This is a genomic window from Candidatus Poriferisocius sp. (genome assembly GCF_965208355.1).
In the GTDB taxonomy this organism is placed as follows: Bacteria; Actinomycetota; Acidimicrobiia; order Acidimicrobiales; family Bin134; genus Poriferisocius.
In genome coordinates this window covers 791,089-811,880 of sequence record NZ_CBDBOM010000003.1, presented here as the reverse complement: position 1 = coordinate 811,880, position 20,792 = coordinate 791,089, and the positions used below count along the sequence as shown (strand labels likewise).

Genomic DNA, 20,792 nt, shown 5'->3' with positions numbered 1-20,792 from the left:
TGACCGTAGATTTGCAGCCATGGACATCCGCCAGCTCGACGCCCTGTTGGCGATAGCCGAGCACAAGACGTTCTCCAAGGCGGCCCGGTCGCTGCACACCGTGCAGTCCAACGTGTCCAAGCACATCGCGCGGCTGGAGGAGGAACTGGGGGCCATCCTGGTGGACCGCGACGCCGGCACACTCACCGAGGAGGGGGAGGCGGTGGTGGCCCGAGCCCGGCGAATCCGGGCCGAGACCGACGCCATCGCCCTGGACATGGCGGCCATGCGCGACGACATCTCCGGGGTCACCCGTTTGGGCACCATCGACTCCACCGCCCGGTGGCTGATTCCCATCGTTCTGCCCGCCCTGGAGGCCAAGTACCCCAACGTCCGCCTTGAGGTGCTGACCGCCACCACCACCAGCCTCCTGCCCCAGGTGATCGCCGGGGATCTGCACAGCGCGGTTGTCAACCTGCCGCTGCGCGACTCTGAGATCCGGGCCGAGGAGCTGTTCGCCGAAGACCGTTTGCTCATAGCCCCGCCCGACCATCCGCTGGCCCGCAAATCCTCGGTTACCCCCGCCGAGCTGAGCCGCCACGAACTGCTGCTGCCTCCCCCGGGCACTGCGTTTCGAGACGAGATCGACTCCGAGCTAAAGAACCAGGGCGTGGAGCTCACCACCCGAGCCGAGGTTGACGGCATGAGGATGATCGCCACCCTGGTGCTCACCGGCTTCGGCGCGGCCATTCTGCCCGCCACCGCTGCCCCCGACGACGGCCCGTGGCGACGAATCCCCATCACCGGGCTGGTGCGACGCTCGGTGGGCCTGATCGTCAGCCGCCGAGTGGCGCCTTCGGCCGTTACCCGGGCGGTGCGAGACGTGATCTTCGAAGTGGTGGGCACCCACGGCTATGACCAGGCCGGGGTGTACCCCAGCTGAGCCCGGCGCGAGACTGACAGCACCGCATATGACTGACGCCATGACCACCACCGGGAACCGAGAGGACCCATGTCTGACGCCATGACCACCACCGGGAACCGACCCGACCGGGTTCCGCTGCGAGCCGGGTCGCCGGGATCGGCCCGGGCCTGGCTGGACTCCTACGACGGCCGGGAGTGCGTGGTCTTCGAGGTGGAAGACAACGAGGCCGACCGGGGAGCGCTCAGCCCGGCCGACAGCGAGACGCTGGAGCGGGCCGCTCAGGAAGCCCTATTGCGGCGGATTCCCCTGGTGGGGTTCATCGCCTCATCCGGCGCTGACATCGACTCGGGCATCGCCGCCACCATGGGCTGGGGCCGGGTGGCCAAGTCAGTGGTTGACTGCTCGGGCCAGGTGCCCACCATCTTCTGCGCCACCGGCCCGGCCGTGTCAGGGCCGGCCCTGCTGCTGGGGTTGGCCGACATAGCCATCGCCACCGAGGACAGCTACGCCTTCGTGACCGGTCCCCGCATGGTGAGCCAGTACACCGGGGAAGTGATCAGCAACCAGACCCTGGGCGGTGCCGGCCAGCTCTCCCGGCGCAGCGGGGTGGCCGCCTTCTTGGTGGAAGACAAGGACGCCGCCTCCGACCTGGTGGGCGCGCTGTTGAGCCTGCTTCCCGCCCACGCCGACGAACTGCCTCCCCGGTATCCGGTGGACGACCCCGTCGACCGGCCCACCCCCGAGCTGCGCGACATACTGCCCGAATCCCCCTTGGGCAGCTACGACATCCGAGATGTGGTGAGGGCGGTGGCCGACGACGGCGACCTGCTGGAGTACAAGGCCGACTGGGCCGCCAACCTGGTGTGCGCCTTCGCCACCGTGGCCGGACGCCCGGTGGGGATGCTGGCCAATCAACCCCAGACCCTGGCCGGAACCCTCGACATTGCGTGCAGCCAGAAAGGGGCCCGGTTCGTGTCGTTCTGCGACGCCTTCAACCTGCCGCTGGTCACCTTCGTGGACACCTCGGGATTCCAGCCGGGCAAAGACCTGGAATGGCGGGGCATCATCCGCCACGGCGCCCAGCTGGCCTTCGCCTACGCCCGGGCCACCGTGGGCCGGGTGAACGTGACCCTGCGCAAGTCCTACGGCGGGGCCTACATCGTGATGGACTCCCGCCACATGGGCAATGACATCGCCCTGGCCTGGCCCTCAGCCGAGGTCGCGGTGATGGGGGCCCGGGGAGCGGTGGAGATCGTCCACCGCCGATCCAGCCCCGAGGAGCGGGCCGAGCTGGAGACCGCTTATGAGGAGCGCTACCTCAACCCCTACATCGCCGCTGAGCGGGGCTCCATCGACGCGGTGATCGACCCGGCCGACACCCGGGCCGAGGTGGCCGCGGCCCTGGAAGTCTTGGAGTCCAAGCGGGAGACCCTCCCCCGCCGCCGCCACGACAACACCCCTCTCTGAGCAGAAGGACCGCCTCACTCTGACCGGGGGCAGCCGTCTCTCTGGGGCGAATGCAGCGACCTGATGTAAGCTGCGACAGCGCCGGAGGGAGCAGGGAAAGGAGCCGTGCGTGCCTGAGTCCATAACGATCACCGACAATCGGACCGGTGAGTCTATTGAGGTTCCGATTGTCGACGGTGGTGTGGATGCCGCAGCCTGGCGCAAGCTCCTTCCCAACGTCTGGTTCCTCGACCCCTCCTTCAGCACCACCGCGGCCACCACCAGCGCCGTCAGCGAGGTGGACGGCGAGAACGGCATCCTGCGCTACCGGGGCTACCCCATCGAGCAACTCGCCGAGCACTCCACCTTCCTGGAAGTGGCCTACCTGCTGCTTCACGGCGAGCTGCCCACCCCCGGCGAGTACGACAAATGGGTGTACGACATCACCCACCACACCTTCATCCACGAGCGCTTCCGCAAGCGGTTCATGGAGTCGTTCCTCCACGATGCCCATCCGATGGGAATGTTCGTATCCACCATCGCCGCGCTGTCCACCTTCTACCCGGAGGCCAAGGACATCGATGATTCCCAGAACCGCATGCACCAGATCGTGCGGCTCATCGCCAAGGTGCCGACGGTGGCCGCCGCGGGCTCCCGCTTCAACTCCGGGCTGCCGTTCGTCTACCCGGACAACAACCTCGACTTTGCCACCAACTTCTTGTCGATGATGTTCAAGATCGCCGAGCCCACCTACGAGTGCGATCCGGCCATGAGCCGGGCGCTCGATCTGCTGCTCATCACCCACGCCGACCACGGCCAGAATTGCTCCACCAGCACCGCCCGAGTGGTGGGCAGCGCCCACACCGATCCCTACTCGGTGATCGCCGCGGCCGCCTGCTCGCTGTACGGCCCCCGCCACGGCGGGGCCAACCAGGCCGTCATGGAGATGCTCTACGAGATCGGCAGCTACGAGAACATCGACCCGTTCATCAAGGCGGTCAAGGCCGGGGAAACCCGCCTGATGGGGTTCGGCCACCGGGTGTACAAGAACTACGACCCCCGGGCCCGCATCATCAAAGACGCCGCCTATGACGTGTTCGAGGTGACCGGGTCCAACCCGCTGCTCGACATCGCTCTCAAGCTGGAAGAGGTAGCGCTGGGCGACGACTACTTCGTGAGCCGCCGCCTGTACCCCAACGTGGACTTCTACTCCGGGCTGATCTACCAATCGATGGGGTTCCCCACCGACATGTTCACCGTGCTGTTCGCCATCGCCCGCACCGCCGGCTGGCTGGCCCACTGGGTAGAACTCCTCGAGCAAGACAGCCGCATCGCCCGCCCCCGCCAGGTCTACACCGGCTCCACCGAGCGCACCTACACCCCCATCACCGAGCGCAGCTAGCCAGCGGAAATAACCTCGTCGCGGAGGGCGGTGAGGAGGGCGGCGGCACCGATGGCGGCGGTCTCGGAGCGAAGGACTGAGGAGCTGATGCGGATGGCGCCGAGTTGGCGGCGCTCGGTTTCGGACCAGCCGCCTTCGGGGCCGATTAGGACGGAGGGGTAGTCGAGGGAAGGGGGGTTGCCGGTGATGTCGGCTCGGACTGTCCCCGGATCAGCGGCTAGATCGGCAAACTCGGCTACTTCGCCAATTTCGGGGATTCGCACTTGGCGGCTTTGCATGGCGGCTTCCCGGGCTACTCGGCGCAATCGCTCGACATGACGGGCACCCCGGTCGGCGTCCCAGCGCACCACGCTGTGCTCGGCGGTGAACGGAACGATGGCGTCCACCCCCAACTCAGTGAGCTTCTGAACCACCAGCTCGGGCCGTCCGCCCTTGATGAGGGCGAAGCCGATGGTGAGCTTGGGGTGGGGAGCCTCGACGTACACCACTTCGCCGTCGGCCTCAGCATCGCCGTGGGGACCGGACCCCAAGCGGCACACCCGCCACGAACCGGCGCCATCTGAGGCGGTGAAGGAGTCTCCGGGCCGCAGCCGCAGCGACCGGGTGAGGTGATGGCCGTCTTCGTCGCGCAGCTCGGGTTGTTCTAGGTCATCGACAAAGACGTGGGGGCCGTTATCGCCGCCGGGCTTCACGACGTCGCTTCCTGGTCGTGGGCGCCACCTCTTCACCCCGCAGCTCAGCGAGCTGGTGGAGCAGGTCGATCTCGTCGTCGCTCAGCCCAGTGGGTGTTTCCACCATGGCCTGCACCAGCAAATCGCCCCGGCCCCGGCCCTCCAATCGGGGAACACCCCGGCCTCTGATGCGAAACACATCGCCGGTCTGGGTGCCGGCGGGAATCTCCAGGTCTTCCACGCTGTCCAGCGTCTCGTACTTCAAGTCGGCGCCCAGGGCGGCTTGGACCATGGTCAGGTGCAGCCGGTCCACCAGGTTGTCGCCGTCGCGCTGGAAGCGGGGATGGGGCCGCACGTCGATATGCACGTACAGGTCGCCAGGGGGACCGCCCCGGGGCCCTGCCGCGCCCCGACGGGCCACCCGCAGCGTGGACCCCTGGCCCACGCCAGCGGGGACAGTGACCGTGTAGTCCCGGTCGCCCACCACCCGGCCGTCGCCCTGGCATTCTCGGCACGGGTCGGCGATCACCTCGCCGCTGCCCGAGCAGGTCTCGCACACCGTGCGGGTGACCATCTGGCCGAGGATCGACTGTCGCACCCGCTGCACCTGGCCCATACCGTCGCAGGTGCCGCAGGTGATGGGCTGGGTTCCCTCGGCCGCGCCCCGGCCCTCGCACTGCTCGCATACCGTGGCGGTGCGCACGGTCACCTCAGCGTCGCTGCCCAGCACCGCTTCTTCAAAGTCAAGCGTCAGCACCGCCTCCAGGTCGGCACCGCGCTGCGGACCGGTCCGGGCCCTGCCTCCGGCAGTGCCGAACGGGCTGGACCCAAACGGGCTCGACCCCCCGAAGAAGGCGTCGAAGATGTCGCTCAGGTTCATGCCCGAGAACGGATCGCCCCCGCCGGCTGCCCCCGGCGCGGAGCCGAAGCGGTCGTAGTGGGCCCGCTTCTGGGGGTCGCTCAGCGTCTCGTAGGCCAGAGCGATCTCTTTGAACCGGGCCTCGGCATCGGCGTTGTCAGGGTTGGCATCGGGGTGGTACTGGCGGGCCAGCTTGCGGAACGCCTTCTTGAGGTCGTCCTCGGAAGCGTCTCGGCCCACGCCGAGCAGCTCGTAGAAGTCAGCGGCCATTGAACTAAGGGGCTGACAGTCTGTCGCCCAGGTTCTGGCTCACCACCGCTACTGCGGCCAGCGCCTGGGGATAGTTCATGCGGGTTGGGCCCAACACCCCGATGGAGCCCACCGGTTGACCGGCCACCTCGTAGGGGGCCACGATCAGCGAGCACTCGGCCAGGGTGGCCACCCCGGTTTCTGAGCCGATGGCCACTGTGAGACCTCGATCCAGGATGTCTCTCACCAACGAAACAACCACCAACTGCTTCTCAAGTATTCCCAGAACCGAGCGAACCGTCTCGGTGGCGTCGAACAACCCAGCCACGCTGGCCGCCCCACCCACGTAGAGCTGCTCCTCGGCATCGCTCAGATCACCCAGCGAGTCCAGCACCCGGGCCGCCAGCGGAATCAGGGCATAGGCCAGCTCGCGATCTCGCAGGGCACTGGCCGGGCTCCCGGCCAACAGGTCGGTGAGCTGGGTGGACGCCCGGGCCATCTCCACCGAGTCGGCCGGCCGGTCCACCTCGATGGTGCGCTTGTCCACCGACCCGTTCTCGTACACCACCAGGGCCATCACCAGTCGCTCCGACAAATCCACCAAGCTCACCGAACGGATGGTGGCGCTGGAGTGCTGGGGGGCCACCACCAGTGCGGCATAGGCGGTGAGGTCGGCCAGAAGGGCGCTGGTGTCGGCCAGCATCTGCTCTAGCTCGCTGTGCGTGGTGTCGAAGAAGGAGCGCACCTGCTGGCGCTCGGTGCGGCCCAGGGTGCCCGACACATCGGTGAGGGAGTCCACAAAGTGGCGGTAGCCCTTCTCGGTGGGAATACGGCCCGCGCTGGTGTGGGGCTGGCTCAGGTATCCGGCCTGCTCCAGGGCCAGCATCTCGTTGCGCACCGTGGCCGGGGACACGCCCAAATCGGCAATCTCGGAGACATGGGAGGAACCCACAGGTTGAGTGGTGGAGATGTATCCCTCCACCACGGCCCGCAGCACCGCGGCCTTCCGGGCCGACAGCGTCTCGGCTTGGCTTCCCATAAAACTTGAATACTACCGGGGTGGCCTGATGCGCCACCCAGCAGACGTCAGACGGGCGGTCTCAGTCGTCGAGGCGTAGAGCGGATATGAAGGCGTCCTGGGGCACATCCACCCGGCCGATGGCCTTCATCTTCTTCTTGCCGGCCTTCTGGTTCTCCAGCAGCTTGCGCTTGCGGGTCACATCGCCGCCGTACAGCTTGGCGGTGACGTCCTTGCGGAAGGCCTTGACCGTCTCCCGGGCGATGATCTTGCCGCCGATGGCCGCCTGGATGGGAACGTCGAACTGCTGGCGGGGAATCAGCTCTTTGAGCTTCTCGGTCATGCGCCGGCCGTAGGAGTAGGCCGCGTCCCGATGGACGATGGAGCTGAAGGCGTCCACCGGCTCGTGCTGGAGCAAGATGTCCACCTTGGTGAGGTCGGAGGAGGCGTAGCCGTCGGGCTCGTAGTCCAAGCTGGCATAGCCCTGGGTGCGGCTCTTGAGCTGGTCGAAGAAGTCCACCACCACCTCGGCCAGCGGCAGCCGGTAGGCCAGCTCCACCCGCTCGGGCGACAGGTACTCCAGCTTCTTCATCTCCCCCCGGCGGGCCTGGCACAGCTCCATCAGGGTGCCGGTGTAATCGGCGGGGGCGATGATGGTGGCGGCCAGCATGGGCTCTTGGATGCCCCGCACCTCGGCGGCCGGGGGCATTTCGGAGGGGTTGTCCACCTCCAGCTCCTCGCCGTTGTCCATCTCCACCCGGTAGGCCACCGACGGGGCGGTGGCGATGAGGCTGAGGTTGAACTCCCGCTCCAGACGCTCCCGCACGATCTCCATGTGCAAGAGCCCCAAGAAGCCGCAGCGGAAGCCGAAGCCCAGCGCCCCCGACGACTCCGGCTGGTAGTTGAAGCTAGAGTCGCTCACCCGCAGCCGCTCCAGGGAGTCGCGCAGTGCGGCGAACTCGTCGCCGTCGATGGGATACAGCCCGCAGAACACCATCGACTTAGGCTCCTGGTAGCCGGCCAAAGGCTCGGCCGCGCTGTCCCGGGCGGTGGTGACGGTCTCTCCCGACCGGGCCTCGGCCACGTTCTTCATGCCGGCGATGAGATAGCCCACCTCGCCGGGTCCCAGCTCCTCGACCGGTGTGGGCTGGGGGCGCCACGCCCCGATCTCGTCGGCCTCGCGGTCGGTGCGGGCCTGCATGAACCGGATCTTGGCTCCCGACCGCAGCCGCCCGTTCATCACCCGCACCGAGCTGACCACGCCCCGGTATTGGTCGAAATGGGAGTCGAAGATCAGTGCCTGGAGCGGGGCGTCGGGATTGCCGACCGGTGGCGGGGTGCGGGCCACCACCGCATCAAGCAGTTCCCCCACACCCTCGCCGGTCTTGGCGCTGATGTGCAGCACGTCCTCGGCGGCAATTCCCAGCACCTGCTCGATCTCCTCGGCTCGTTGCTCGGGCTCGGCCGCGGGGAGGTCGATCTTGTTGACGGCGGCCACCACCTCCAGCTCGTTCTCCAGAGCCAGGTAGCAGTTGGCCAGCGTCTGGGCCTCGATGCCCTGGGCGGCGTCCACCAGCAAGATGACCGACTCGCAGGCGGCCAAAGAGCGGCTCACCTCATAGCCGAAGTCGACGTGGCCGGGGGTGTCGATGAGGTTGATCACGTGCCCGTCGTGGTCGAGGCGGACGCTCTGGAGCTTGATGGTGATGCCCCGCTCCCGCTCAAGGTCCATGGAGTCCAGATACTGGGCCCGCATATCCCTTGGATCCACCGCCCCGCACAACTCCAGCATGCGATCGGCCAGCGTGGACTTGCCGTGGTCGATATGAGCGATGATCGACGTGTTGCGGATGTGAGAGAGATCCATGGGAACCGAGTAACGCTACCGCCCTCATTCACTAGGTTCCCATGTGGTTACCGGGGTTTGAGTGACGGTAGAGTGGTCATTCTGTGGCAAACATCAAGAGCCAGATAAAGCGCAACCGCCAGAACGAGAAGCGCCGCCTGCGCAATCGGGCCGTTCGCTCGGAGATCATCACCCGCACTCGGACTGCGGAGACCGCCGCCCAGCACGGGGATGGCGAGGAAACTGCCGAAGCCGCCCGCCAGGCCATCAAGCGCATCGACAAGGCCGCCACCAAGGGTGTGCTGCACCCCAACGCCGCCGCCAGGAAGAAGTCCCGCCTGATGAAGCGCCTGGCCCGCCTCCAAGCCGAGTAGCCCGCGCTGAATCCCCCGCTTCTAGCGGTTCAGCTGGGTCAGGCGGGCCACCAGCACTTCCAACACCCCCTCTGGTGGCACCGCGGAGGCGCCCCGGAGGTCAAGATCGGCTTGAGCCAGCAGCTCGATCGATCGGGCAACCCTCTTCGGCCCCAGTTTTCGGGCCTGGCGCAGCGCCTTGCGAGCCGGGAAGGTGGAGCCCTTTAGGCCCAGCAGTTCGGCCGCCTCCTTCTCATCGGCCGCGTCGGCGCCGTCAAGGCGCAGCAGCCGGTTGTGGTGGTTGTAGAGGGTGGAGAGCACCTGCATCTCGTTGCGGCCCCCGGCATGGAGCATCCGGCGCAGCTTGTCCAAGGCGTCGGCGATGTTGCCCGACTCCACCGCGTCGGTCAGCTCCCAGGGGGGAACCGACCCGGCCTCCCAGATGAACGGGGCGACATCGTCGGCCTCCAACGCCCGATCCGGGCCATAGGCCGACGCCAGCGTGGTGAGAACCGCCGGTAGGCGGCTCATGTCCTCGCCCAGGTGGTCGGCCAGCAGCCGCTTGGCTCCGGGCCGAAGCCGGAGCCCCGCGGCGGCGATCTGGGTGTCCATCCATTTGGACGCGCCGTCGCGGCCCCGGGGAACCCCGGCGCCGACCACGTCTCCGCCGGCTTCGGCCACCGCCTCCGACAGGCGCTTGGGCACCGCGTTCAGCCTCTGAAGCGCCGGCCCCTTCTCCCACACCAGCACCAAGTCGGTGGTTTCCAGGGGGTTCTCCAGATAGCCGAGCAATGGGCTGAGCGAATCGACGGTGGAGAATCGGCCCATCTCCCGGCCCACCACCACCCGCCGCTCGGTGAGGAACGGCGGGGTCTGGGCCGCGTCCACCAGCGGGGCGATGTGGTAGTCCTCGTCTTCCAAGTAGGCGGCCTCGGTCAGCTCGGCCACCATCAGCGACCGGTCGCCGTCGCCCACCAACTGGGCCACCCGGTCGCGCACCGCGTTAGACAACAGCACCTCATCGTCTCCGTGCAAGAGGACCACCGTGGCGCTCATCGCCAGCCCCCAAAGAGCTCAACGGTCGCGCTCATGCACACTCCCGCTGGTGTTGGAGGAGGGCGCTCATGAAGTCGGCCACCCGGCGGGTGCCGGCAACATCGTGGGCCCGCAAGATCCGACAGCCCAGCCCGACGCCGAGGGCATGGGCCGCCAGCGTGGCCTCCCGCCGGTCCCCCACCTCGGTGTCGGTGAGCGCCCCCAAGAAACCCTTGTTGGACACTGACAGGAAGATCGGATAGCCCAATCCCACCAGCTCGTCGGCTCGGCGCAGCAGCTCCGTCGACATCTCGGGGGTCTTGCCCAGATCGTGGCCGGCGTCGAGCATGACCCGCTGCGGGGGAATGCCCGCGTCAACGGCCCACTGGGCCCGCTCGGCCAGAAACCGGCCCACCTCTCCCATCAGGTCTTCGTATACCGGATCGGGGTCGGCCACCCTCGGCGCCAACCGCACATGGCAGGCCACCACTGATGCCCCGGCCTCTGCGGCCTCATGGAGGAAGTCGGGATCGGCGAACCCGCTGATGTCGTTGCCCACCACCGCCCCGGCGGCGTAGCTCTCTCGGGCCACCGAGGCCCGCCAAGTGTCCACCGAGATAGGCAGGTCGAAGCGCTTGCGCAGTGCCTCAATGGCGGGCACCACCCGGTCCATCTCCTCGGCCTCGGTCACATCGGGACCGGGACCGGCCTTCACCCCGCCCACGTCCAAGAAATCGGCCCCCTGGGCCACCAGCTCATCCGCCTTGGCCAAGAAATCGTCAAAATCCCAGTAGCGACCGGCGTCGTAGAAGGAGTCGGGCGTGCGGTTCAATATCCCCATGACCAGAGCCCGGGTCGTCACGTCATAGCGATGCGGCCCCAGCTCCACAATCACACCGGCGACGCTACACCGCGCTGGTGTTGGTTTGGGGTGCTGACGAGGTGACCGCCACTGTCAGCCGGGGGTCGTGGGAGGTCACCTCTACTATGAGGCCTCCGACCAGGACTTGTTGGCCGGTTCGGATGGTGGTGGCGCCGCCGATGCGGTGGCCGGGCGGGGCGATGACCGTCCCCACCCACATCCGCTCTTTGAGCGAGAGAATCTGGTCGCGCTGGGCGCGGGTGCCTCGGTCGGCCACTGCTACATCCACGGCCTCGACGCCGGACCGGCGCAGGTCCTCCAGCAGCCGCTCGATGGAGCGGTTGGCGCCCAGCACGACCACCGTCGCGTGGTGATGGCGCCACACTTCCACGCCGGAGTCGAGCATGGTGTGAAACGGCGGCTCGGCAATCCGCAGGGCCACCGCCGGCACCAAAAGCGCCATGGCCAATCCCCCGGCGGCTACCGCCCGCATCAGTCGGCGCCGGGCCAGCCACCAGATGACCGCGCCAATGGCCACGGCGACCAGATGCGGGATTTGCAGCTCACCCAGTCGAGCCGACGCCGCCCAGCCAGCCACCGCCTGGATCCAGCCAATGCCCACGCTGGTGGGCCAATGGATGACCTGGGCCAGCGGACCGCCCACCAAACCTGCTGCGACCCCGGCCGAAAGGCTCCACATCATGATCGGCCCGGCCACCGGTGCGGCCAGCAGGTTGGCGGGCAAAGAGGCCACCGGCACCCCGCCGAAGGTGGAAATCAGCAGCGGTGACACGGACAACTGGGCTGAGACGGTCACGGCCATAGCGTCGGCCAAAATCCGAGGGCCCGGCAGGCGCTCGGCGAGGCGGGGGGCCCACAAGATGATGCCCGTCGAAGCAGCCACTGACAGCCGGAAAGCCACCGAATGGACCAACAGCGGATCAACCAGCACCAACATGGCCACGGCTAAGGCCAGCACTCGGCGGCTGGACGCCTCGCGCCCCATAAGGGTGGCGGTGGCGGCAATGGCCGCCATGACGGAGGCCCGCAGCACCGACGGCTCGAACCGGGTGACCAGGGCGAAGAAGCCGATGGCCCCCAGGGTGAGCACCCAGCGGCCCCGGTAGTCGAACCGCTCGATCAGCGGCCGGGCCAGGATAAGCACGAAGGCCACGTTCTGGCCCGATACGGCCAGCAGATGGGTGAGGCCCGAGGCCCGAAAGTCGTCCGACACCACCGGCGACTGGTGGCGGTCGTCGCCGTACGACAGCCCGGTGAACAGGGCGAGGCGGTCGTCATCTAGCGACTCGGCGCCCCGGGCAATAGTGCGGCGCAGCCAATTAGCCAGCCGATAGGGAACAGGTCCATCCCGATGACCGTGGATGCGGTCGATGTTCAGCCGGTTCGCGATGTGGCGGGCCGCTTGGTAGTCGGGAAGAGGCAGGATCGGCCGGGCGCTGCCGGTGACGCTGACGCTGTCCCCGGCCAATCGGTCGCTCAGGTCTCGGGCGGCGCGGCCGTAGGCCCATGCCTCATAGCGCCGACCGTCCGCCCGCACGAACACCCGCATCCCCTCGCCCACCAGCACCGGATCGGACACCAGGGTGGCTTCGCCATCAAACGCTGATGGCTCGAGGGGATCGAGGCCGGCCCAGGCTCGCGCACCCAGAGACGAGCTCAGCAGCAAGACCGCGGCCACCAACAGCCACGGCCGGCGGACGGCCAGGGCAACAACCCCCAGGATGATCGCCGGAACCAGCGGGACAGCCGCCGACCACCAGGCACCGGCCAGAGCGGCGACGGCCAACGCCACCGCGTGGCGATCGCTCATTGTGCTCTTGGGCTCACACGGCTACCAGGGCGCGGATCAACTCGAGCTTGCTGGGTCCGATGCCCGATACCGCCAACAGCCCATCGACCGAGGAGAACCCGCCGATCCGCTGGCGGTGCTCGATGATGGCAGCGGCGATCGCCGGCCCAACTCCAGGAAGCGACTCAAGCTGCTCGGCGGTGGCGGTGTTGATGTTGAGTGGCCCCGAGCGGGCGGCCGGTGAGTCGGCGCCAGCACTGCTTCCGCCTACGGGAGCGGGCAAGGCGGTTTGGCCAATTCGAGGGAAGTACACCCACTGCTCGTCGGCGAGCGCGGCTGCCAGGTTTACCCGGTCGAAGTCGGCGTCAGGGGTCAGTCCCCCGGCGGCCTGCACCAAGTCGTGGACTCGAGCCTCCCCCCGGAATAGGTACACGCCCGGGACATGAACCGCGCCAGCGGCGTGAACCAGGATCGGCGGAGGCTCAGCCATTTGTGTCGGGGCAACCGGCAGCGGCGTGGCCATGGGAATCACCGCTTCGGAGCGGGGAGCGCCGTTGGCCCCGACCATCATGTAGGCGGCCACCGCAATGGCGATCACCAGCCCAGCCCCCGCCATCAGCAACCGGGGGACGGTGATCAGATAGCGGTAGTCATCCCACATCTCCCGGACCCTCTCCGCAGGAGTCAGCCGAGGAGGGGGAATCGAGGAGTCTTCCATGGCCATTTCCGGGCGCGACGCGCCGTGCCAGTGGCGGGGGAAGTGGCGTCAGGGTATCAGCCCGGAGCCAGCATCAACAGGGCCAGCGTCAACAGGGGGCAATTCCCGCACCCCGAATTGAAAGGTGGCTCAGTAAAGCTGGGTCGTGAGGCGCCGGCGATAGACCGAGGTGCGGGGATCGTCAGACCCCATGATCTCCAACAGATCCACAAATTCCTGGCGGGCGTCCGGATCGGCCTTCACCCGGCCCAGCAGATTATCGAGGCGGGCCTCGACATCTCCGTTGTCAGCGGCCTCTGGGCCAGTACGGGCCAAAGCGGCGATCCGGCGAACCTCGGGGGTCTCAGGAATCCGCTCCAGCAGATCGAGAGCCTCGTCGCCCCGGCCATCAGCCACCAGCAGATCGGCCAGCCCCACCACAGCGCCCTCGTGGTCGGCGTCAAGTTCCAACGCCCGCCGCAAAGAAGCCTCGTCGCCAGCGGCCACCAGAGCCTCCACTTCGCTCTCCTGTTCGGTGGGAATCAGACGCTGCACGAACTCAGCCACCGCCGCCTCTCCTTGGGCGCCGATGAATCCGTCCACCACCTTGCCGTCGCGCATCGCGTACACCGCGGGGATGCTCTGCACCTGGAAGGCCTGGGCAGTCTGCGGGTTATCGTCCACGTTCACCTTGGCCAGCTCCACCGCTCCATTGGTGGCTGCCACCACCTGCTCCAGGATCGGCCCCAGGGTCTTGCACGGCCCGCACCACGGCGCCCACAAGTCCACCACCACCGCCACGGCGTGGGAGCGCTCGACTACCTCAGTCGCAAACGTCGCATCAGTCACATCGGCCATCGGCTACCTCTCATCCAACCAGATTGAACGCTACCCTCAACACTCGCATGGACCACATCAGAGGCATCCAGCACGACGCGGTCAGCGCATGGTTCGAGGCCAATGTGCCGAATGTGGCCTTGCCGCTGACGTTCGAGTTGATCGCCGGCGGGCACTCCAACCTCACCTTCAAGGCCACTGATGCCAAGGGCCAGTGCTACGTGCTGCGCCGACCCCCGCTGTATCAGGTGCTGGCCACCGCCCACGACATGGGCCGAGAACACAAGATCATCGCCGCCCTAGCCGATACCGACGTGCCGGTGCCCCAAGCCTTCGGGCTGTGCGAAGACGAGGCGGTCAACGAGCGCCCGTTCTACGTCATGGAATTTGTGGATGGCAGGGTGGTGCGCAACCGCAACCACGCGGCCGCTCTGGCCCCCGAGGTGCGCCGGGCCGCCTCCACCTCGATCGCCGAGACGCTGGCCCACATCCACGCGGTGGACGTGGACGAGGTGGGGTTGGGCGATCTGGGCCGCAAGGAGGACTACATAGCCCGCCAGCTCCGGCGCTGGCTGCGCCAGTTCGAGGAGTCCAAGACCCAGGACCGCCCTCAGATCCAAGAAGTCCACGACCACCTGGTGGCCCGCATCCCCGAACAGGGAGAAGCCGGCATCGTCCACGGCGACTACCGCCTGGACAACTGCATCCTCGGCAGCCAAGGCCAGGTAATGGCAGTACTCGACTGGGAGCTGTGCACCCTGGGCGACCGCAACGCCGACGTGGCTCAGCTTCTGGTGTATTGGGCCGAGCCCGATGATCCCGAATCCGCCTTGGACGATCCCCCCACCTCTGAGGCCGGATTCGCCAGCCGAGCCGAGATGTTCGACCTCTATTCCGAGGCGTCCGGGCGCGAAATCGACAACTTCGAGTTCTACATGGCCTTCGGCTACTGGAAGCTGGCGTGCATCCTCGAGGGCGTGTACAGCCGATACGTGGGCGGGGCGATGGGCGACAAGGCGCCGCCGCAAGGGGCCGAGAGCTTCGTTGCCCGGGTGGACGCGTTGGTTGAGATGGCCTCATCAGCCGCGGAGCAGGTGTCATGAGCAGCGAATTGGTCATTGTCCGCTGGGAGCAACATCCATGAGCAGCAAGTTGGTCATTGTCCACCGGGAGTTCGACTTGGCCGATCCCGTCCTGGTGGTGGCCTTGGACGGGTGGGTGGATGCCGGTTTCGGCATGCGCAATGCCACCGAGATCATGGTGAAGGCAGACGATGCAGCTCTGGTGGCCAGCTTCGACGCCGATCTGCTGGTGGACCACCGAGCCCGCCGCCCCACCATGACGGTGCGGGATGGCAGGGTGGATGACATCAGCTGGCCGGCCATCCGCCTCCAGCAGGTGAGCGACTTGGACCAGCGCCCGTTCCTGGTGCTCCACGGGCCGGAACCCGATTTTCGCTGGCAGGCGTTCTGCACCGCGGTTGACGAACTGGTGCAGCAGTTGGGGGTGTCCCGAGTGGTGTCACTGGGGGCCTATCCCGCCGCGGTGCCCCACACCCGACCGGTGCGGTTGTCGGCCACCGGCACCTCCCAGGATCTGATCGAGCGGTTCGGCTCCCCGGCCGGAACCCTGGAGGTTCCCGCAGGGATCAGCGCGGCATTGGCCAAGCGATTCGAGGCCGCCGGACTGGAGACGGTGTCAGTGTGGGCCCAAGTGCCCCACTATGCGTCCGGTTCCCCGTTCCCGGCCGCCACCGCGGCGCTGTTTCAGGGTCTGCGAGCCGTGGCCGAACTGAGATTCGATCCGGCGCCGCTGATCGCCGAGGGATTGGAAGTGTCCCGTCGGCTCGACACCATGATCGCCCAAAATTCCAGCCACAAGCGCCTGCTCGGCCAGCTGGAAAACGCTTACGACGCCAGTATGGGAGAGCAGAGCGAGGAGATTCCCACCGGGGACGAATTGGCCGAAGAGCTTGAGCGATTCTTGCGCGACCAGGACGAATCGAAATGACCGTGACAACAACTGGAGAGGACCAGACATGAAGCTCGACGGAGGGCTATTGGCAAGGGCGGCCCCAAAGGGCTCGGTTGGACCCCTGGCAGAGGTTGCCGATTCAGTCCGCAGCTTGGAGGCCGCCGGCTACGACGGGGTCTGGTCGGCCGAACTCGATCACGATCCGTTCCTGCCGCTGGTGCTGGCCGCCGAGCACTCCAGCCGCATCCAGATCGGAACCTCCATTGCGGTGGCGTTCGCCCGCAACCCGATGATCCTGGCCAATTTGGGCTGGGATCTTCAGGCCTATTCCAGCGGTCGTTTCATCCTCGGCTTGGGCTCGCAGATCAAGCCCCACATAACCAAGCGATTCTCCATGCCCTGGTCTCATCCCGCAGCCCGCATGAAGGAGATGATCGACGGCATCAAGGCCATATGGGAAAGCTGGGAGACCGGAGAGCGCCTGAGCTTTCGGGGCGAGTTCTACCAGCACACCCTCATGACGCCGATGTTCAGCCCCGGCGCCAATCCCTTCGGCCCACCCCCCATCCATCTGGCCGCGGTGGGCGACCTCATGACCGAGGTGGCCGGTGAGTCGGCCGACGGCTGGATCAGCCACGGGTTCACCACCCCCAGCTACGTGCGGGATGTGTCGCTGCCGGCCCTCGAGCGCGGGGCCGCCCGAGCGGGCCGCAATCCGATGGACATTGAGGTGTCGATGCCCGTGTTCATAGTCACCGGCGAGACCGAGGAGGAGATGGCGTCGTCGGCCCAAGCGGCCCGCCAGCAACTGGCCTTCTACGGCTCCACACCCGCCTATCGCCCGGTGCTGGAGCACCACGGCTGGGGCGACGCCCAAGACGATCTGAACCGAATGTCCAAACAGGGCCAGTGGGTGGAGATGGCCGATGTGATCGACGACACCATGCTGGGAACCTTCGGCGTTGTGGCCGAGCCCCATAACCTGGCCACCGGCGTCGCAGCCAGCTACGGAGGCCTCATCGACCGCCTGTCGTTTGGCCATGGCCTCCGTCCTGAAGGGCCCTGGGCCGAGGTGCGGGAAGCACTTCGAGATCTTCCGGGGCGGTCGCCCTAATAGAGTGTCCGGCTATGGAGGCCCAGGACCCGTCGGACTTTCACGAGGGTTTGGCCCAAGCCGAAGAGGCGGCCATCAACCCCCACAGGGAGTGGGACCGAGGCCGGGCTGAGCCCCCGGAGGTTCGCGACGACGGATTCGGCGGGCGCATCCTGAACCTCTATCGCCGCAACCACACCGAGTCGGTGCTGCGCAACAGCGCGGTGTTCTCCACCCGGGTGGTTGCCGAGTCGATGGGCCCGTTCATGGGGCCGCTCATGCTGGGCATGGACGGTGACGAGCACACCGCCTACCGGGGACTGGTATCGCACGCCTTTCGATCTTCAGCGCTGGCCCGCTGGGAGACCGAGTTGGTGGCGCCCATAGTCGACGAGCTGCTGGACGATATTGCGCCTCGGGGGAAGGCCGATCTGGTGGCCGAACTGACGCAGCGGTTCCCCACCCAGGTGATCGCCGGGATCATGGGAGTGCCCTTGGACGACGCCGACCAGTTCCGCCTGTGGTCTGAGCAGGTGAGCGCCGGACCCCTCTACCCCGAAGAGGGCCACGCCGCCTCCCAGGCCATGCGCGATTACCTCCACCCCATCGTGGAAGATCGCAAACAGACGCCCCAAGACGACCTGATCAGCGACATCATCCACGCTGAGATCGACGGACAGCGCCTCGACGACGAGCACATCTACGGATTCCTGCTGCTGCTCATGCCCGCCGGGGCGGAGACCACTTCCCGGGAAATGGGCATCGCATTGACGGCCCTGTTGACCGACGAGGGATGGATCGACCGGCTGATGGCCGACTGGTCACTGCTCGACCAGGTGATCGAGGAGACCCTGCGGTGGGAGAGCTCGGCCCCGCTGGCCACCCGGGAGGCTGCCGAGGACACCGAGGTGGAAGGCTGTCCCATCCCGGCCGGGACCCGGCTGATGATGACCATGACATCGGCCAACCGGGACGAACAGGTGTACCCCGATGGCGACCGCTGGAACCCCGACCGGGAGCAGCCTGTGCCCCACATGGCGTTCGGCTGGGGCCGGCACCTGTGCCTGGGCATGCACCTGGCCCGCCTGGAGATGCGGGTGGCCCTGCGGGCCATTCTCGAGCGGCTCCCGGGCCTGCGACTCGATCCCGACGCCGATCCTCCGCTCATTCGGGGGGTGGCCTTCCGGGGCCCCGACGAGCTTCACGTGGTTTGGGACGTCTGAATTGCGGCGATAGCAGCCCGCTAGACCACCACGTTGACCAGCTTGGGCGGGCGAGCGATGACCCGCCGGGGGTCGCCGCCGTCCAGGTATTGCTGCACCCGCTCTGACGCCAGGGCTAGCGCCTCGGCCTCGGCCTCCGCGATGTCGGCGGCCACGTCAATACGGTCGCGCACCTTGCCGTTCACCTGAACCACCATGGTGACCGTCTCAAGCACCAGCTTGTCCTCGTCCGCAGTTGGCCACGGCTCGGTGTGGATGTTTCCGCCCCGGCGCATCTCCCACAGCTCGGCACCGATGTGGGGCACCATGGGCGCCATCACCAGCAGCAGAGAATCGATGGCGAAGGCCAGCGTGTCGTGGTGGGGGCCGTCGTCTGATTGCACGTAGCGGTACAGCTCGTTGGTGAATTCCATGCAGCCGGCCACCGCGGTGTTGTACGACCAGCGGTCGAATTCGGAGGTGATGCGATCGATGAGCCGGTGAGTCGCGGCGTCGATGGCGAGATCGGCCTCGGTCACAGCCCCGGATCGGGCCGGATTGGCCCGCTCCGCGGTGCCCGCGGCCAGCCGCCACAGCCGGCCCAAGAAACGGTTGCAGCCCTCAAGGCCGAAGTCCTCCCAATCCACATCTTCGGCGGGAGGCTTCACCTGCAAAATGGCCAACCGCAGCGCATCGGCACCGTGAGCGTCGATGATGTCCTCGGGGGCCACCAGATTGCCGCTCGACTTCGACATCTTGCCCCCGCCCATTCGCACCATGCCCTGGGTGAACAGCCGCTGGAAGGGCTCCCGCAGCCCGGCGGGGGCCACCCCCAAATCGGACAGCGCCCGGGTGAAGAACCGGGCGTACATCAAGTGCAAGATGGCGTGCTCCACCCCGCCGATGTACTGGTCTACCGGTAGCCACCGCTCCAGCGCCTCGGGGCTGAACGGCAGCTCCTGGTTCTTGGGGTCTGCGAAACGCAGGAAGTACCAGGAGGAGTCCACGAAGGTGTCCATGGTGTCGGTCTCCCGGCGAGCCGGTCCGCCGCAGTCGGGGCAGGGCGTGTTCAAGAAGCCGGGGTGGTCCACCAGCGGTGAGCGGCCGGTGGGCATGAAGGCCACGTCGTCGGGCAACCCCACGGGCAGATCCTCGTAGGGCACCGGCACCGCCCCGCACGCCTCGCAGTACACAACGGGGATTGGGCACCCCCAGTAGCGCTGGCGGGACAGTAGCCAGTCGCGCAGCCGATAGTTCACCTTGCGCTCGCCAATGCCCTGGTCTTCCAGCCAGTCGATGGCTGCCGCCTTGGCCTCCTCCATCCACAGGCCGTTTAGCCACTCGCTGTTTATGGACGGGCCGTCGCCGGTGTAGGCCTCACCGTCGAAGTCCTCGGGGGGCTGCACGGTGCGGATGATGGGCAAGCCGTAGGCGGTGGCAAATTCCCAGTCGCGCTGGTCCTCCCCGGGCACCGCCATAATGGCCCCGGTGCCGTAGGTGGTGAGCACGTAGTCGGCCAAGAAGAGGGGAATGGGCTGGCCGGTAAACGGGTTGATCACCCGAGTGCCGGTGTCCACCCCCCGCTTGTCGGCCGGCCCGGCCACCGACAGGCGCTCGAATTCACTGCGCTCGGCAACTGCGGCGATGAACGCCTCCACCTCGGCTCGGCAGTCATCTGTGGTGAGCTCGGCAACCCGAGGGTGCTCGGGAGACATGACGGCGAAGGTCATGCCGAAGCTGGTGTCGGGCCGGGTGGTGAACACCGCGATCCCGTCGATGTCGTCGCGGGCATTGCCGTCGGCATCGGCAATCGGCAGCGTGAAATCGGCCCCCTCGGAGCGGCCGATCCAGTTGCGCTGCATGATTTTCACCCGGTTGGGCCAGTCCAAACCATCAAGGCCGTCGAGCAGTTCCTCGGCGTAAGCGGTGATGCGGTAGAACCACTGCTCCAGCTCTCTCTGCTGGGCCAAGTTGCTACAGCGCTCGCAGGTGCCGTCGGCCAGCACCTGCTCGTTGGCCAGCACCGTCTGGCAACCGGGGCACCAGTTCACCGGGGCAGTGGCCCGGTACACCAGTCCGGCCTCGTAGAACTTCAGGAAGATCCACTGGGTGAAGCGGATGTAGTCGGGGTCGTGGCTGCTGAGCGTGCGGCGCCAGTCGTACACCGCGCCGATGCGACGCAGCGACGACGAGAGCCGCTCAATGTTCCCGTCGGTATGGATCCGGGGGTGAGTGCCGGTCTTGATGGCGGCGTTCTCGGCGGGCAGGCCGAAGCTGTCGAAGCCGATGGGCGACAGCACGCCGTCGCCCTGCATGGTGCGGTAGCGAACCAGCAAGTCGCCGAAGGTGTAGTTGCGGACGTGGCCTATATGGGCCGGGCCACTGGGATACGGGTACATGCTCAGCACGTAGTAGGGCGGCCGGGGATCATCGTTGTCGATCTCGTAGGTGGCGTCGTCAACCCAGCGCTGCTGCCATTTGGGCTCGATAACCGCCGGGTCGTAGCCGTCCATCGCCGCTCAATCTACCGAGCC

Annotated in this window: 18 protein-coding genes; 8 read left to right on the top strand and 10 right to left on the bottom strand. The window is 67.2% G+C overall.

Going from position 1 to position 20,792, the window contains the following annotated elements; translation table 11 throughout:
* Positions 1-19 precede the first annotated feature (19 nt).
* From ACOGXH_RS04990 to ACOGXH_RS04980, 3 genes are all read left to right on the top strand, one after another.
* Positions 20-922, top strand: coding sequence for a LysR family transcriptional regulator (locus ACOGXH_RS04990; RefSeq protein ID WP_419928016.1), 903 nt, complete (start codon positions 20-22; stop codon positions 920-922).
* Positions 923-991: 69 nt separating this feature from the next.
* A complete protein-coding gene (locus ACOGXH_RS04985) occupies positions 992-2,371 on the top strand; it encodes an acyl-CoA carboxylase subunit beta (protein WP_419928015.1) in 1,380 nt (459 codons plus the stop codon).
* Between the two features lie 109 nt (positions 2,372-2,480).
* A complete protein-coding gene (locus ACOGXH_RS04980; RefSeq protein ID WP_419928014.1) occupies positions 2,481-3,752 on the top strand; it encodes a citrate synthase in 1,272 nt (423 codons plus the stop codon).
* On the opposite strand, the gene ACOGXH_RS04975 is transcribed toward ACOGXH_RS04980, so the two are convergent.
* The 4 genes from ACOGXH_RS04975 to lepA all read right to left on the bottom strand — a co-directional run bounded on the left by ACOGXH_RS04975 (position 3,749) and on the right by lepA (position 8,416).
* Positions 3,749-4,444 carry a 16S rRNA (uracil(1498)-N(3))-methyltransferase gene (locus ACOGXH_RS04975; RefSeq protein ID WP_419928013.1) on the bottom strand — a complete coding sequence of 232 codons (696 nt, stop codon included), beginning with the start codon at positions 4,442-4,444 and terminating at the stop codon, positions 3,749-3,751. The two genes, ACOGXH_RS04980 and ACOGXH_RS04975, sit on opposite strands and share 4 nt — an antisense overlap.
* Positions 4,425-5,552 carry a molecular chaperone DnaJ gene (gene dnaJ / locus ACOGXH_RS04970; protein ID WP_419928012.1) on the bottom strand — a complete coding sequence of 376 codons (1,128 nt, stop codon included), beginning with the start codon at positions 5,550-5,552 and terminating at the stop codon, positions 4,425-4,427. The genes ACOGXH_RS04975 and dnaJ overlap by 20 nt, the downstream gene beginning before the upstream one ends.
* A 4-nt stretch (positions 5,553-5,556) precedes the next feature.
* Positions 5,557-6,570, bottom strand: a complete 1,014-nt coding sequence (hrcA, locus tag ACOGXH_RS04965) for a heat-inducible transcriptional repressor HrcA (RefSeq protein ID WP_419928011.1) — start codon at positions 6,568-6,570, stop codon at positions 5,557-5,559.
* Positions 6,571-6,631: 61 nt separating this feature from the next.
* Positions 6,632-8,416: a translation elongation factor 4 gene (gene lepA, locus ACOGXH_RS04960; protein WP_419928010.1), complete on the bottom strand. Its 1,785-nt coding sequence runs from the start codon at positions 8,414-8,416 to the stop codon at positions 6,632-6,634.
* 83 nt (positions 8,417-8,499) lie between these two features.
* Between lepA and rpsT the strand changes: the two genes are divergently transcribed.
* On the top strand, positions 8,500-8,769 hold the full coding sequence (gene rpsT / locus ACOGXH_RS04955) for a 30S ribosomal protein S20 (RefSeq protein ID WP_419928009.1): 270 nt from the start codon (positions 8,500-8,502) through the stop codon (positions 8,767-8,769).
* 21 nt (positions 8,770-8,790) lie between these two features.
* Here the strand turns inward: rpsT and holA are convergent, their stop codons facing one another.
* The 5 genes from holA to trxA all read right to left on the bottom strand — a co-directional run bounded on the left by holA (position 8,791) and on the right by trxA (position 14,010).
* Positions 8,791-9,804, bottom strand: a complete 1,014-nt coding sequence (gene holA / locus ACOGXH_RS04950; RefSeq protein ID WP_419928008.1) for a DNA polymerase III subunit delta — start codon at positions 9,802-9,804, stop codon at positions 8,791-8,793.
* 31 nt (positions 9,805-9,835) lie between these two features.
* The gene (folP, locus tag ACOGXH_RS04945) at positions 9,836-10,678 is read right to left on the bottom strand and encodes a dihydropteroate synthase (RefSeq protein WP_419928007.1); all 843 of its coding nucleotides are present in this window, start codon (positions 10,676-10,678) and stop codon (positions 9,836-9,838) included.
* 10 nt (positions 10,679-10,688) lie between these two features.
* Positions 10,689-12,476, bottom strand: a complete 1,788-nt coding sequence (locus tag ACOGXH_RS04940) for a ComEC/Rec2 family competence protein (protein WP_419928006.1) — start codon at positions 12,474-12,476, stop codon at positions 10,689-10,691.
* Positions 12,477-12,489: 13 nt separating this feature from the next.
* Positions 12,490-13,179: a helix-hairpin-helix domain-containing protein gene (locus ACOGXH_RS04935; protein ID WP_419928005.1), complete on the bottom strand. Its 690-nt coding sequence runs from the start codon at positions 13,177-13,179 to the stop codon at positions 12,490-12,492.
* Between the two features lie 123 nt (positions 13,180-13,302).
* Positions 13,303-14,010 (bottom strand): thioredoxin, encoded by a 708-nt coding sequence (trxA, locus tag ACOGXH_RS04930; RefSeq protein ID WP_419928004.1) that lies wholly within the window; start codon positions 14,008-14,010, stop codon positions 13,303-13,305.
* Positions 14,011-14,057: 47 nt separating this feature from the next.
* Here trxA and ACOGXH_RS04925 point away from each other — a divergent pair, with 47 nt between their 5' ends.
* From ACOGXH_RS04925 to ACOGXH_RS04910, 4 genes are read left to right on the top strand one after another with little or no spacing between them, the layout of a single operon-like run.
* A complete protein-coding gene (locus ACOGXH_RS04925) occupies positions 14,058-15,092 on the top strand; it encodes a phosphotransferase family protein (protein WP_419928003.1) in 1,035 nt (344 codons plus the stop codon).
* Positions 15,093-15,129: 37 nt separating this feature from the next.
* Entirely contained in the window at positions 15,130-15,999 is an 870-nt protein-coding gene (locus ACOGXH_RS04920) for a proteasome assembly chaperone family protein (RefSeq protein ID WP_419928002.1), read from the top strand.
* Positions 16,000-16,027: 28 nt separating this feature from the next.
* On the top strand, positions 16,028-17,077 hold the full coding sequence (locus ACOGXH_RS04915; RefSeq protein ID WP_419928001.1) for an LLM class F420-dependent oxidoreductase: 1,050 nt from the start codon (positions 16,028-16,030) through the stop codon (positions 17,075-17,077).
* Between the two features lie 14 nt (positions 17,078-17,091).
* The gene (locus ACOGXH_RS04910; RefSeq protein ID WP_419928000.1) at positions 17,092-18,279 is read left to right on the top strand and encodes a cytochrome P450; all 1,188 of its coding nucleotides are present in this window, start codon (positions 17,092-17,094) and stop codon (positions 18,277-18,279) included.
* 20 nt (positions 18,280-18,299) lie between these two features.
* Here ACOGXH_RS04910 and leuS read toward each other — a convergent pair whose 3' ends face one another.
* A complete protein-coding gene (gene leuS, locus ACOGXH_RS04905) occupies positions 18,300-20,771 on the bottom strand; it encodes a leucine--tRNA ligase (RefSeq protein ID WP_419927999.1) in 2,472 nt (823 codons plus the stop codon).
* Between the last annotated feature and the right edge of the window lie 21 nt (positions 20,772-20,792).